Origin of the sequence: Paraburkholderia sp. RHO2 (genome assembly GCF_050955445.1) — a bacterium.
Taxonomy (GTDB): Bacteria; Actinomycetota; Actinomycetes; order Mycobacteriales; family Mycobacteriaceae; genus Prescottella; species Prescottella agglutinans_A.
Window position 1 is genome coordinate 2,668,382 of the sequence record NZ_CP162617.1, and the last position, 13,468, is coordinate 2,681,849.

The following is a 13,468-nucleotide window of genomic DNA, read 5'->3' on the forward strand; positions in this document are numbered from 1 at the left end:
ACCGAGAGCAATGTGTTCACGTCTGCTGTTCGAAAACCAGCAGCGGCTTGCCTCCGTGCGCGGGAGCTTCGGCCAAATAAACTGCTTCGCTGAACTTTTCGAGAGGGATCGGCTGTCCCTCGGGCACCCGCAACACGCCACTGTCGGCGAGCTGGAGCGTCCGGTCGATCGCCGCGGCCATTCGATTCTTCGGGGTCTCGGTGAGCCAGCGGAACAGCCAGAACCCTCGAACAGTTTTGGTGTCGTAGATCAGCGAGCGCGCGAAGATGGGGATGGTCAGCTTGTCGGGGTCGGTCTGACGGTGCGTGGACAGCGCACCGTAGACGACCAGGTCACCGTGCGGTGCCAGCGCGCGGGATATGTCCGCACCCAGCTGACCGCTGACACAGTCGATGGCCTTCGACACACCCTCGTGCCCTACGATCTCGCCAGTCCGTTCGCGCACGTCTTCATCCTCCGTGCAGATCACCGCGGTGCCCCCCAGCGCGAGGATGTCCTCGACAGCAGATCGGCGACGGACGACGTTGATGGTCTTGAAGCCGACGTGCATGCCCAGTTGTATGACCAACTGCCCCACCGTTGAACCGGCCGCTGTCTGCAGAAGCCATTCACCAGGGCGAACATCGAGTACATCACCGGTCAAAATCACGGCGGTGAGCGGATTGGTGAGAAGCTGGGCGGCCGTGGAATCGCTCATGCCGACGGGAACAGGCAAGACCCTCTCGGCATCGGCAACGACATACTCCTGCCACGTGCCCTTGACTCCGATCGTGACAACGCGTTGCCCCACGGTCAGATCCTCTGCACCGCTACCGAGTTCGTCGATCACACCGACGGATTCGATTCCGGGCACGGCGGGGAACTCAGGTGTGAATCCGTATCTGCCCCGAATGGTATGTAGATCGCTGGCATGGACCGGTGCAGCTGCCACCCGGATCCGGACCTTGCCGGGACCGACCTCCGGAATCGGGCGGCCCTCCAGGCGCAGAACCTCGGACGGTTCGCCTAACGTGTCGGCAACGACACACCTCATGTTCGGCATCTCCCTGGCCCTCCTTCATTCGGGTCGGCGGTCGGCTCCGGCCGACCTGAGCCGTCCTTCTTAAGTGGTGGTGACCAGGCTGTTTCGGGACAGTGGTGTCCCGAAGTAGCCAACGTGGGGGTCGACGACAACAGACTTGGTTTCGCCTTGTCGAGCCAAGGACTCGCGGGCCATCTGCTCGAACGAGATCTTCTCGTGCCCTCCGATGTTCTCGATGCGGCCCAGTGGTTCGCCCCGTGCCACATCGGCAACCTCGGCTGCGAGCTCGTCGACGGCGATGGGCTGGATCAACGCGTCCGGTACCCGCACTTCGTCGCCGATCGTCATCGACGCTGTGATCCTGTCGGTGAACTCGGCGAACTGGGTGGAGCGCACGATTGAGTAGGGAATCTCCGATTCCTCGATGAGCTTCTCCTGGGCGACCTTCGCCCGCAGGTATCCGCTCAGGGGTAGCTGGTCGGCACCCACGATCGACACCGCGACGTAGTGTCCGACGCCGGCGGCCTTCGCGGCAGCCTCCAGGTTGGTGGTCGATGTCGTGAAGAACTCCATCACCGGACCGTCTTCGAATGAAGGCGAGTTGGACACGTCGACAACTACGTCCACACCGGTCAACGCCTCGGCGAGGCCTTCCCCGGTCAGCGTGTCGACGCCGGTACTCGGCGACGCGGGCACCGCTTCGTCGCCGTGATCTCTCAGTCTTTCAACCACTTTCGACCCCAGCATCCCGGTGCCACCAATCACGACGATCTTCATGACTACCTTCCCGAGTCTTGCCGGAACGTGGGCAGCCAGCCCCGACGCAAGTGGCGACCTGTGTCCGCGCTCCGGGTTCACTTGGCGATACGCAATGTCGGCCCAGATCCAGGCTAGGCTGTCCGTGGCGGGGTTCACAGTGGCGATGTCATATCGCACCCGTCATGTCGCCCTTTCATGCCGTTCCCGTCCACCTGCCACCGGGCAGTCGCATGCCCTTTGTTGTGTCACGGCCGTCTTGGACCACGGACCGCGTATGAATGCGTGCCGAAAAAGACGCTCGTCAAACAGGAGAGCACGGAGAAGGGGAGTCGAAGGGTTCAGCGGTCGAATCAACGTGGCGGTTCGGGCACGTCCAGACGGTGTTCGATGTGGGCGACGGCAGGCAGACGAGCGATGGCGTAGTGGGCATCAACCTTGGGTATTCCGGAGCGGGTGACGGGAAACGACGGGCGGATGGCTCGACCATCTCGATCGACCAGCCACAGCAGCGGACATGCCGTGCCGGGAGTGCAGCGGTCATCGGTGAGTCCTCGGCCTGGTTTGCCGCCCCACCACGCTTCGATCCCCCACGCCTGCGGATCCGAGCGTGCGGACAACGCGCCCAGCAGCTCGCCGAGGTCCCCTTCGCGCCGTACTTCGTCCACGACCAATGCCGTCCCGGCAGGATTCTGCCCGTCTGGCCCGAAGTAGGTTCGGCCCGATACGAAGTCGCACGTCACGACGGCCACCGGGTCGAAATCGTCGGGGACCGTGCCTGATCGAGACGGGGTGAAGCTCTGCGGCAACGGGGGCGAGAAGTGGCCGGGGAACATCCCCGGGTCCAGGCAGGTCACCTGCGGCACCACCTGCGCAGTATCGGGCCGATCCGGTGGCCGCTCGTGCAGGTAGATCGCTCCGGCGGTTGCGATGCCAGCTGCCAGAACGACGATGCCGACGTCCCTCATCTTCATCGTGTCGACGATATCGAGGAGGGGAGGTCCGCATGAGGGTATGGCCGCACTGGTTCGGCCGTCCTGTACCTCGATCGTCGAACAGGACACTGCCGGTAACGCATGAATGGTCCGACAGCGCCAGTACCGTCAGCGCATGGGGTGGATCGTGGTCTGCGTTCTCGGGGTTGTGGGATTGGTGGCAGGCGGGGTCCTGCCACGGCGCGTCCAACTCGGGCGGAGACCTGGGTTCCCCTGGTTCTGGGTGGCGTTTCCTGCTACGTGCGTTGCGATAGCCGCTGCTGTGTCGGTCTTCGCTTGGCCGCAAGCGGTCACTGGTTCGGGGAGCTATTGGTGGGATCTGCCTGCCCTGAACCCACCAACGCAGCAGTTTCTGTCGAACGAGCAGTACCAGCGGCTCGTGACACTGCACAGGTTGAGGCGCGTGCTACCGCTGGCATCCCTCGTGGGGATCGGGTTGTGTGTATGGGCGTGGCGGCGACGCCGTTTGTGAGTCCGACTTGTCGATCGTCAGACAGGAGGCTTCGTGGTCGATCTGCCACACACCTCTGCATGAGTCGAGTGGCATCGTCGGATTCATGAGCGAGACGACAGGGACGGTGCGGGAGTGGAACGATCTGGAGGGGTGGGGAGTCCTCGACTCCACGGCGACCCCTGGCGGGTGCTGGGTGTTCTTCAGTGCCATTGCCGGAAAGGGATTCCGAACGTTGACCGTGGGTGACACTGTCGTTTTCGACTGGGAACACGTGACTGATCAGGACGGCTACCGGTACCGCGCCATCGGTGTGGAGCAACCACGCCGCTGATCCAGCTTTCGAACCTAGCTGCCAGGCACCTCGAGTACAGCGTTTCGCGCCGGTCGTGACAGACAGCGTCCGCCTTTGTCGATAGTCAGACAGGAAACGCAGCTGCAAGAGCGGTCGGAGAGTTCGAGCGCGTTTCGCGCGCTCAGGTGGAGAAGACGCCTCCCTGCCGGCCGCCGTCAGTAACGTCACACCCACGCAACGGATATACGGACCGTCCGTACATCGCAGCGCCTTCGGACTCTAGGCTCTGTTCGTGTTCCGATTCGGCCGGTCCCGGCGAGCCGACGACGCCCGTACGCTCTACGATCCGCGAGAGCTGCTGCGCGCCTATGAACGTCGCGCGACGCACGAGATCCGACCCACCGGCGAACTCCTGATCGGGATTCCGCTGCGTGACGAGAGCACTCTGGAGATCACCGTCGCGGATCCCACCGCGGACTGGGTCGACTCGCGAGTGCGCGGACTGTGCGCCTCGCTGGGCGAGCTGGACCGCCGCGCCCAGCACGTCCTGCGCGGCGAATTCGGCATCGGTTGGGTCGAGCTCTATTCGGCGGACCGCGGCACCGTCGACTACTGGGCGATCGGCGTCAACAGCGAGTATCCGGTCGACATCGCGTGGACCGGAGACGGCTGGGCGGAATCACCGGCCGAGCCGGGGTGACGCGCGTGGGGCCACGACCGTCCGTCGCCGTCCGCTGGTAGGTTCTGCGGCCGTGGATGATTCGGTGTCGATGGGCTTCGACGGTGTCGAGCGCGACCATGTCCGGCCGTTCCTGAAGGGGCTCGGCTTCCGGAAGCGGGCGCTCGTCTTCACGCGGGTGCGGGACGGCCTCACCGATGTCGTGTCGCTGCAGCGGTCCTCGGGCAACAGCGGCGGCAACGTGCGCTTCTACGTGAACTGCGGCGTCTACTCCGCGGAGTTCGCATCGGTGATCGGCGAGACGGTCGTCGAACGCCCGCGCGAGGTCGACTGCCAGTTCCGGTGCCGCCTCGACACCCTGGCGCCGGGGACGGCCCAGTGGTTCGAGATCGCCGCGGACACGCCCGCCGAGGCGATCGGCTCGGCCGTGGTCGCGGCGCTGGGGACGGCGGTGCCCGCGCTCGGCGCCATCGACTCGACCGACACGCTCGCGGACAGGATCGGCGGCGGTGTCGCGATCGAGGCGTTCCGGTATCGCATCGCCACCGAGGACTGGGCGTCCGCGCGTGCGCTCTACTGGTCCATCCGCGCCGAGTTCGGCGGCGAGGCGCGCTGGCCGAGGATCGACGACAATCTCCGCCGCCACGTGCCGGCCGCGAAGCTCGCCCAGGTCATGTCCGCGTCGAATCACGGCTGAGGCGCGAACGCCCTGGGAGTTCGTTCCCCGGGCGACGACCTCCTACGCTGCTGGCCATGCGGAGGTTCAGTCTGTGGCTGCGGGAGCGGCCGATGGTCGCCGACTCGATGCTTGCGGGACTGCTGTTCGCGCTGGAGATCGCGTCGTCGTTCGGGCGGACCGCGCCGGTGCTGTACGTGCTCACCGGCGCCGGCCTGTCCCTGCCGATCGTGTGCCGCCGCCGGCACCCGCGGGCCGCGGCGACCGCCGTGCTCGTCATGTCGATCGTCTGCACGCTGACGCTGTACGCGACCGACGACCTGAACGCCGAGGACAGCTCCCATCCGGCGGTGTTCGCGCTCGCGGTCTCGCTCTACACCCTCGTGGCGTATGTGGGCCGACGGGCGGCGGCGTACTACGTGGCGGGTCTCGTGATCGACGGCGTCGTCTCGATCCGCCTGTACGACGAGGATGCGCTCGCCCTCGCGGTCTTCTCGGGACTCGCGTACGCGCTGTCGTGGATCCTCGCCGAGTTCATCGGCGCGCGCCGCGCCTACGACGACGAGGTCGCCGCGCGCCTGGCGGTCGCCGAACTCGAGCGGGATCGTCGCGCGGACGACGCGGTCTACGCCGAACGCACCCGCATCGCCCGCGAACTGCACGACGTGGTCGCGCACGCGGTCAGCGTCATGATCGTGCAGGCCGACGGCGCGTCGTACGCGCTGCGCCGCGATCCCGAGAAGGCCGAGCGGGCGCTGTCGAACATCGCCGGCACCGGGCGGGAGGCGCTGGCCGAACTGCGCCGCACCGTCGCGCTTCTGCGCACCCCCCAGACGCCGGCGGAGATGCCGCAGCACGGCACCGCCGGGGTCGCGCGGGTGGTCGAGACGATGCGCGAGGCCGGGCTGGCGGTGGAATTGACCCAGTGCGGTGCGATCGACGACGTCCGGCCCACGGTGAGTCTCGGTGTCCACCGGTTGGTGCAGGAGTCACTGACCAATGTCCTGCGGCACTCGGGGGCCGATCCGAAGGCGTGGGTCCATATCGCCCGTCGCGAGAACGACGTGCTGGTCGAGATCGTGGACAACGGCAGCGCGCGGTACGGCAGCGCGGCCCGCCGCCCGTTGCAGGGCAGTGGGAACGGACTGGTCGGCATGCGAGAGCGGGTGGCGGTGCTCGGTGGCACCCTCGAGGCCGGTCGACGGCCCGACGGCGGATGGACCGTCCGCGCCGAACTGCCGCTCGACCCTGACCGATGAAGGTGCGATCGGACCGGGCCACCCACTAGATTCGTTCCGTGCCGATCTCCGTTCTTCTCGTCGACGACCAGGAACTCATGCGCATGGGGCTGAACATGGTCCTCGACGCCCACGACGACATCGTCGTGGTGGGGGAGGAGGCGGACGGCGCGGCCGCGATCCGCGCGGCCCGGGACCTGCAACCCGACGTCGTGCTGATGGACGTGCGGATGCCGGTCGTCGACGGCGTCACCGCCACCGAACGGATCCTCGAAGCCGGCGGTGTCAGCAAGGTGCTGGTGATGACGACGTTCGACCTCGACGAGCACGCTCTGGCCGCGCTGCGGGCCGGTGCCAGCGGCTTCCTGCTCAAGGACACCCCGCCCGAGGACCTGGTCTCGGCGATCCGCAGCGTCGCCGCCGGCGACGCGGTCGTCTCCCCGCGGGTGACGCGGCGCCTGCTCTCCCGCTTCCTGCGCGACGACCTGCCGCCGTCGCGCGACCCCGCGATCCTCGACGTGCTCACCGAACGCGAACGCGAGGTGCTGGGCCTCATCGCGGGCGGACTGTCGAACTGCGAGATCGCCGCGCAGCTGTACCTGTCCGAGGCGACGGTCAAGTCACACGTGGGACGGGTGCTGGCGAAGCTGGGATTGCGGGACCGCGTCCAGGCCGTCGTCCTGTCCTACGAGACGGGCCTGGTGCGGCCGGGTGCGGGCCTGTCGGGACCTCGGGCATAGCGACGCCCCGAGTTGGCGATGAAGCGGGCGGTGACGACGGCGACCGCGACCGCGGCGGCCGTGAACACGATCCCCTGCGCCCAGGCCGTGGTGGGGCTCGCCCCCGGCGCTCCGGAGCGGGGCGGCAGCACGATCATCTGAACGGCGGCGCCGGCCGGCACCGTCAGCCCGGCCAGGAGACCGATCACGCCGGCGTGCTTGATGCTCGCGCCCACGACTCCGAGAGGAAGCCCGAGCACCACGCCGGCGATCGACCACTGCAGCAGCTCGGGTCCGTACCAGGCCAGCGGTTCCTCGCGCAGAATCGAATCGGTGATGTAGTAGGTAGTCGTGGCGGCGATCAGGGCCACGGCGCCGGCGGCCGCGCCGGATGTCCGGGTTCCCGCCAACGCACCCGCGGCCACGGCCAGCGCCGCCCAGGCCCATCCCGCGTCGAGCAGCAGGGTGACGATCTCCGCCACCGACGCCCAGACGGTGCCGGCGCTCCGACTCCCGAAGGCCCCGACCGGGGACGCGACCTCGTTCATCACGGATGTGACCGCACCGAACCCCGATCCCAGTGCGAGGGCGACGGTCCCGCTTCTCCTGATGCTCACGCCGCGAGGATACGCAACGAGCTGTCGACCAGCGGAAACGCGGTGGAACGCCGAAGGACCCCGCCCGGTCGCCGGGCGGGATCCTTCGGAGGCGTCGGCGCCTACGCCGTGAACTGGCCGACGGTGCCGAGTGCGGTGCAGGTGGTGCCCGACTCGTACTTCACCTGACCGAACAGCGCGGCCAGGACCGTGCCCTCGCCGGTGTCGACCGTCTTCGACAGCGTGGGCACGTTGAGCACCGCGTCGTCGAGCGGCACGACCCCGCCCTTCAACGTGGTGGTGTTGAACCACGCCACCTGCAGATCCGATTCCTTGGGTACGGCGAGGTGCGCCGGGACCGCCTGGAAACGCAGCGTGCCGCGCTCGATCCAGGGCGGCAGCGGGAAGTTGGGACCGGCCTGCGCGCTCGCGACGGTCACCGTCATCGGGTTGCCGGCGACCCCGCACCCGAACGTCGGCGCCGGGAACAGGAAGTCCTGCGCGGTGGTGGTGCCGACCTCCCGGCCGGTGGCGCCCTCGATGATCTCGGTGACGCCGGGGGCGCCGAGTAGACCGCCGAGCAGATCCGACGCCTGCGGTGCATTCTTCGTCAGCTCACCGAGCAGACCCTGCAGCGACGGGGGAGCGGCCGGCGCGGGAGCGGCCGCCGCCACCCCGGAGAACACCACGGCGCCGGCCGCGGTGGCCGCGACGGTGGCGGAGATGCGGACGAGCCAGCGGCGCGCGGTGCCCCTCTCGAAGCGTCGTGACATGTGAACTCCTCCCTGAAGGATCGACCCTCCCAGCCGATCTGTCCTCGTACTGCACCACGGCTGAAGTCTCTACGTCAACTTTAGGGTTAGACCGTTACGGGATCGAATCCGAGCCCGTGGGAGCATTCCGGCGTCGTCGATCGTTGAGCAGGCAGAGCACCGGCCTCGCCCCGGCCGGCGCCCGCCACCGAAAGGATCCACCATGATCGCCCTGCTGTTCGTTCTCTACGTAGTGGTGGAGGTCGGCGCCCTGATCTGGGTGGGCTCCGCAGTCGGCGTGCTGTGGACGGTCCTGCTCCTGATCGCCGGATCGGCGGTCGGCATGATCCTGGTCAGGTCGCAGTGGCGGGTCGTGATGGACGGCTTCCGCCGCGCGTCGCGCGGGGAGGGGTCGCCGACGGGCGCCGTCGCGGACGGCGCGATGGTCGCCGCCGGCTCCGTGCTGATGTTCGTGCCCGGACTGGTGACGTCGGTGCTCGGCCTACTCATGCTGCTGCCGCCGACACGGTGGGCGCTGCGTCCCGTCGCCGTCCTGCTCGCCGGCAAGAAGGCGAGCGTCGCGCTCACCGGGGTCGAGTTCGCGTCCCGGACCGCCGGAGCGCGGCGGGGAACCGTCATCGACGGCGAGGTCGTCGACGTGGACATGGACGCGAACACGGGCTTCCGGCCGGACACCCCGCCCCAGGGACCCCGCGCGCTGCCGTAAGAGGCAGACTGGACGTCCGTGAGTACCCAACTGTTGGTCGACGGCCGTATCTACAGTCCCAGCGCACCGGACGCGACCGCGATGGCGGTCACCGACGGCATCGTGGTCTGGGTGGGCGAGGACCGCCCGGGCCGTGCGCTGCATCCCGACGCGGAGATCGTCGAACTCGACGGCGCCTTCGTCACGCCCGGTTTCGTCGACACCCACGTCCACGTGACGGCGCTCGGCCTGCAGTTGACCGGGCTCGACCTCAGCGGCGCCCGCGACAAGACCGAATGCCTGGACCTGCTGCGCCGCTTCGCCCGCGAGCGCGACGACGCGGTGATCTGGGGTCAGGGCTGGGACGACACCCGCTGGCCCGACGACGCGCCGACCACCGCCGAGCTCGACGAGGCCGCACCAGGCCGCGCGGTGTACCTCACGCGGATCGACGCGCATTCCGCGCTGTGCTCGACCCCGCTGCGGCAGGCCGCGTCCGGCCTCGCCTCGGCCGCCGGTTTCTCACCCGACGGGGCGCTGACCGGCGACGCGCACCACGTCGCCCGCGCCCAGGCACGCGCGCTGCTGACGTCGGCGCAGCGCGCTGCCGCGCGGACCGCGGCGCTGGATCACGCCGCCGCGCAGGGCGTCGTGGCCATGCACGAGTGCGGCGGCCCCGACATCGGCGGGCTCGACGACTTCCGCGAACTGCTCGCGCTGTCCCACGGTGTCGAGGTCCGCAGCTACTGGGGCGAGGCCGTGGACTCCGCGGAGGCGGCGACCGAGCTGCTGGCCCGGACCGGCGCGCACGCGCTCGGCGGCGACCTGTTCATCGACGGCGCCCTCGGCTCTCGCACCGCTGCTCTGACCCAGCCGTACCACGACTGCGCCGGCGAGCACGGCAACCGCTACCTCGACGGCGACGCGGTCGCCGCGCACGTGCGCGCCTGCACGCTCGCCGGCATCCAGGCCGGATTCCACGTCATCGGCGACGCCGCCGTCGCCACCGCCGTCGCGGCGTTCGAGGCCGTCGCCGCCGAACTCGGCGGGCCGGCCCTCGCCGCCCGCGGGCACCGGCTCGAGCACCTCGAGATGGTCACGCCCGAACAGGCGGCGCTCCTGGGCGGCTGGGGCGTGATCGCCAGCATGCAGCCGGTCTTCGACGCGCTGTGGGGCGGCCCCGACGGCATGTACGCGCAGCGCCTCGGCGCCGACCGGGCCGCGCGGATGAACCCGTTCGCGCCGATCGCCTCGACCGGGATGTCGCTCGCGTTCGGTTCCGACGCCCCCGTGACCCCGATCGACCCGTGGGCGATGCTGCGCGCCGCCGTCCACCACCGCACCCCCGGCAGCGGCGTCTCCCCGCGCGCCGCGTTCTCCGCGGCCACCCGCGGCGCGTGGCGGGCCGGCGGCGTCCGGGACGGCATGGCCGGCACGCTGACGCCGGGCGCGCCGGCGTCGTACGTGATCTGGGACGCCGACGAACTGGTCGTCTCGGCGCCCAAGGACTCGGTGCAGCGGTGGTCCACCGATCCGCGGTCCCGCGTGCCCGCGCTGCCGCGGCTCGAGGACGGCGCCCGCACCCCGGTGTGCCTGCGCTCGGTGCACCGCGGAGTCACCGTCCATGAGCGGTGACGCCCGCGGCGGCCGGCGGCCGCTGACCGCGACGCTGCGCGACTGTGTGGCGGCGGTCGCGTCGGGCGTGCTGCTGTTCGCGAGCTTCCCGCCGCGACCGCTGTGGTTCCTGGCGCCGCTGGGCATCGCGCTGATCGTCGCGGTGCTCACCGACTACGGGCGCCGCGGCCGCACCCTGCGGGCGGGATTCGGTTACGGCTACCTGGCGGGTCTCGGGTTCCTCGTGCCGCTACTGCCGTGGATCGGCGAGTACGTCGGACCGCTGCCGTGGCTGGCGCTGTCCGCGGCCGAGGCGGTGTTCATCGGCCTGTTCGGGCTCGGGGCGGTGCTCGTTGCCCGACTCCGCGCCCCGCTGTGGGTGGTGGCGCTCGCGATCGCCGCGGTGTGGAGCCTCACCGAGTGGCTGCGTTCGACGCTGCCGTTCGGCGGGTTCCCTTGGGGCAGGCTGGCATTCGGTCAACCCGAGGGGTGGTTGCTGCCGTTGGCGGCGCTCGGCGGCGCGCCGCTGCTCAGCTTCGGTGTGGCGGTCACCGGGACCGGGCTGGCCGCGCTGGCGTTCGGCGTGGCCCGGCGCGCCTCGGTGCGGGCGCTGCTCGGACCGATCGCGGTCACCTGCGGCGCGTCGGTCGTGGCGCTGGCCGCGGTGCCGTACGTGCACGCCGACGCCGACGGCGACCGGACCATCACCGTCGCCGCGATCCAGGGCAGCGTGCCTCGGCTGGGACTCGACTTCAACTCGCAGCGGCGGGCGGTGCTCGACAACCACGTCCGCCGCACCTTCCAGCTCGCCGACGACGTCGCCGCCGGGCGGCAACCGCAGCCCGACCTGGTGGTGTGGCCCGAGAACGCGTCGGACATCGACCCGCTGCGCAACGCCGACGCGGCCGCCGAGATCACCGCGGCGTCCGAGGCGGTGGGGGCGCCGATCCTCGTCGGCGCGGTCCTGATCAATCCCGACCACACCACCACCAACTCGGTGATCGTGTGGGACGGCGAGCAGGGCCCGGGTGAGCGGCACGACAAGCGGATCATCCAGCCGTTCGGCGAATACCTGCCGTACCGCGACTTCTTCCGGCACTTCTCCTCGTACGCGGACCAGGCCGGCAACTTCGTGCCCGGGCACGGCAACGGTGTCGTGACCGCCGACGGCATCCCCGTCGGCGTGGCGACCTGCTACGAGGTCGCGTTCGACCGCGCGCTCACCGAGTCGGTGCAGGGCGGCGCGCAACTGATCGCGGTCCCCACTAACAACGCCACGTTCGGTGACACCGAGATGACCTACCAGCAGCTCGCGATGTCCCGGGTGCGGGCCGTGGAGCACCGCCGGGACGTGGTCGTGGCGGCCACCAGCGGGGTGAGCGCGATCATCGCACCCGACGGATCGGTGGAACAGGAGACCGCGCTCTTCGAGCCGGCGGCCCTTGTGTCGCAGGTCTCACTGCGTACCGGTACTACGCTGGCAACTCGACTCGGCTCGATTCCGGAGGTTCTCCTGTGTCTCGGGGCCGCCGTCGCCCTCGTGTTCGCCGCCGTGCGCGGCCGTAGCGGCGACGGATCGACCAGCACGACGACGCAGCAGACCGATCGCGCCGTCGCGGATACGAACAATGCGCCGGCCAGCACCGGCAGGGAGGATCTCGATGTCAGCGGCGAGCGCACAGCCCAGCACACGGACCCTGGTGATCATTCCGACCTATAACGAACGCGAGAACCTGCCGCTGATCGTCGGTCGGCTCCACGCCGCGCTACCGGGAACCCATGTGCTGGTCGTCGACGACGGCAGCCCGGACGGCACCGGTGCCCTCGCGGACGAGTTGGTCGCGGCCGACGACGCCGGCCGCATCCACGTGATGCACCGCACCGAGAAGAACGGACTCGGCGCCGCGTACATCGCCGGGTTCCGGTGGGGGCTGGAGCGGGACTACACGGTGCTCGTCGAGATGGACGCGGACGGCAGTCACGCGCCCGAGCAGCTGCACCGGCTGCTCGACAAGTTCGATGCCGGCGCCGACCTCGTCCTGGGATCGCGGTACGTGCCCGGCGGCACCGTCGTCAACTGGCCCAAGCACCGCGAGTGGCTCTCCCGCGGCGGCAACATCTACTCGCGGCTGGCGCTGGGCGTGCAGATCCGGGACATCACCGGCGGCTACCGCGCATACCGGCGCGAGGTCCTCGAGGCCCTCGATCTGGGCGCCGTCGAGTCGCACGGCTACTGCTTCCAGGTGGACCTGGCGTGGCGCGCCGTCAACGCCGGCTTCACGGTCACCGAGGTGCCGATCACGTTCACCGAACGGGAGCTCGGTGAGTCGAAGATGAGCGGCAACATCGTCCGCGAGGCGCTGCTGAAGGTGACGCAGTGGGGTCTGGCCAAGCGCCTCGACAAGGCGAAGGCGCTGGTCGGCGCGTCCCGCTAGCGATTCTCGCGGGCGCTTGCGGCCGCCCGCCAACCCGTGCGCCCCGTGGATGCTCTCCCGTCACAGGTGAGGGCATCGACGGGGCGCAAATGCGTTCGAAGCGCCTAGCATGGTGTAACGGACCCGGTAGGGCGCTCGATCTAACTTGTGGTGTGCACCACTCTGCATCGGAAACCGATCGAGAGGTGAAGTGGTGACAAGTCCATCAAGTCCCTTTGACGACCCCGAGGCCGACTACCTCGTGTTGGTGAACGAAGACAACCAGCACTCGCTGTGGCCGGCGTTCGCCGACGTTCCCACCGGCTGGGCGATAGCGCACGGGAAGGCGTCCCGACGCGCCTGTGTCGACTACATCGACCGCAACTGGACCGACCTCCGGCCGAGCACTGCGCCGGCCGCGAGGGAGCATGATCCGTCGCTCGACTAGGCGGCTCGATCGCGCCACGCGACACCCTCGATCCGACCCCCGCACAGGGGTCCGGACCATTCGGACCGAAGGGTCATTTTTACCTATCTACCAGGCCAAACGCGGATT

General features: G+C 69.4%; 15 protein-coding genes. 10 read left to right on the plus strand and 5 right to left on the minus strand.

Features of this window, described 5'->3' with window-relative positions; all coding sequences use genetic code 11:
* Nucleotides 1–16: 16 nt before the first annotated feature.
* The 3 genes from ABTV10_RS12400 to ABTV10_RS12410 form a co-directional block, all read right to left on the minus strand.
* Nucleotides 17–1,042 (minus strand): zinc-dependent alcohol dehydrogenase family protein, encoded by a 1,026-nt coding sequence (locus tag ABTV10_RS12400; protein WP_499035088.1) that lies wholly within the window; start codon nucleotides 1,040–1,042, stop codon nucleotides 17–19.
* 60 nt (nucleotides 1,043–1,102) lie between these two features.
* On the minus strand, nucleotides 1,103–1,936 hold the full coding sequence (locus tag ABTV10_RS12405; RefSeq protein ID WP_499035089.1) for an SDR family oxidoreductase: 834 nt from the start codon (nucleotides 1,934–1,936) through the stop codon (nucleotides 1,103–1,105).
* Nucleotides 1,937–2,130: 194 nt separating this feature from the next.
* On the minus strand, nucleotides 2,131–2,751 hold the full coding sequence (locus tag ABTV10_RS12410; RefSeq protein WP_499035090.1) for a hypothetical protein: 621 nt from the start codon (nucleotides 2,749–2,751) through the stop codon (nucleotides 2,131–2,133).
* A gap of 578 nt (nucleotides 2,752–3,329) precedes the next feature.
* Here ABTV10_RS12410 and ABTV10_RS12415 point away from each other — a divergent pair.
* The 5 genes from ABTV10_RS12415 to ABTV10_RS12435 all read left to right on the plus strand — a co-directional run bounded on the left by ABTV10_RS12415 (nucleotide 3,330) and on the right by ABTV10_RS12435 (nucleotide 6,851).
* Entirely contained in the window at nucleotides 3,330–3,557 is a 228-nt protein-coding gene (locus ABTV10_RS12415) for a cold-shock protein (RefSeq protein WP_499035091.1), read from the plus strand.
* Between the two features lie 253 nt (nucleotides 3,558–3,810).
* Nucleotides 3,811–4,218, plus strand: coding sequence for a hypothetical protein (locus tag ABTV10_RS12420; protein ID WP_499035092.1), 408 nt, complete (start codon nucleotides 3,811–3,813; stop codon nucleotides 4,216–4,218).
* A gap of 52 nt (nucleotides 4,219–4,270) precedes the next feature.
* Complete coding sequence (locus ABTV10_RS12425) at nucleotides 4,271–4,894, plus strand: DUF4304 domain-containing protein (RefSeq protein WP_499035093.1); 624 nt, start codon at nucleotides 4,271–4,273, stop codon at nucleotides 4,892–4,894.
* 56 nt (nucleotides 4,895–4,950) lie between these two features.
* A complete protein-coding gene (locus ABTV10_RS12430) occupies nucleotides 4,951–6,132 on the plus strand; it encodes a sensor histidine kinase (RefSeq protein WP_499035094.1) in 1,182 nt (393 codons plus the stop codon).
* A gap of 38 nt (nucleotides 6,133–6,170) precedes the next feature.
* The gene (locus ABTV10_RS12435; RefSeq protein WP_499035096.1) at nucleotides 6,171–6,851 is read left to right on the plus strand and encodes a response regulator; all 681 of its coding nucleotides are present in this window, start codon (nucleotides 6,171–6,173) and stop codon (nucleotides 6,849–6,851) included.
* On the opposite strand, the gene ABTV10_RS12440 is transcribed toward ABTV10_RS12435, so the two are convergent.
* Nucleotides 6,797–7,447, minus strand: coding sequence for a hypothetical protein (locus ABTV10_RS12440; RefSeq protein WP_499035098.1), 651 nt, complete (start codon nucleotides 7,445–7,447; stop codon nucleotides 6,797–6,799). The genes ABTV10_RS12435 and ABTV10_RS12440 overlap by 55 nt on opposite strands.
* Before the next feature lie 101 nt (nucleotides 7,448–7,548).
* The gene (locus tag ABTV10_RS12445) at nucleotides 7,549–8,199 is read right to left on the minus strand and encodes a hypothetical protein (protein WP_499035100.1); all 651 of its coding nucleotides are present in this window, start codon (nucleotides 8,197–8,199) and stop codon (nucleotides 7,549–7,551) included.
* A gap of 202 nt (nucleotides 8,200–8,401) precedes the next feature.
* Between ABTV10_RS12445 and ABTV10_RS12450 the strand changes: the two genes are divergently transcribed.
* From ABTV10_RS12450 to ABTV10_RS12470, 5 genes are all read left to right on the plus strand, one after another.
* Nucleotides 8,402–8,905, plus strand: coding sequence for an FxsA family protein (locus ABTV10_RS12450; protein ID WP_499035101.1), 504 nt, complete (start codon nucleotides 8,402–8,404; stop codon nucleotides 8,903–8,905).
* Between the two features lie 18 nt (nucleotides 8,906–8,923).
* Nucleotides 8,924–10,519, plus strand: coding sequence for an amidohydrolase (locus ABTV10_RS12455; protein WP_499035103.1), 1,596 nt, complete (start codon nucleotides 8,924–8,926; stop codon nucleotides 10,517–10,519).
* On the plus strand, nucleotides 10,509–12,218 hold the full coding sequence (gene lnt, locus ABTV10_RS12460; RefSeq protein WP_499035105.1) for an apolipoprotein N-acyltransferase: 1,710 nt from the start codon (nucleotides 10,509–10,511) through the stop codon (nucleotides 12,216–12,218). Before ABTV10_RS12455 ends, lnt begins: the two co-directional genes overlap by 11 nt.
* The gene (locus tag ABTV10_RS12465; RefSeq protein ID WP_499035106.1) at nucleotides 12,160–12,933 is read left to right on the plus strand and encodes a polyprenol monophosphomannose synthase; all 774 of its coding nucleotides are present in this window, start codon (nucleotides 12,160–12,162) and stop codon (nucleotides 12,931–12,933) included. Before lnt ends, ABTV10_RS12465 begins: the two co-directional genes overlap by 59 nt.
* Nucleotides 12,934–13,126: 193 nt before the next feature.
* Complete coding sequence (locus ABTV10_RS12470) at nucleotides 13,127–13,360, plus strand: MbtH family protein (protein ID WP_433613120.1); 234 nt, start codon at nucleotides 13,127–13,129, stop codon at nucleotides 13,358–13,360.
* The last annotated feature ends 108 nt before the right edge of the window (nucleotides 13,361–13,468 follow it).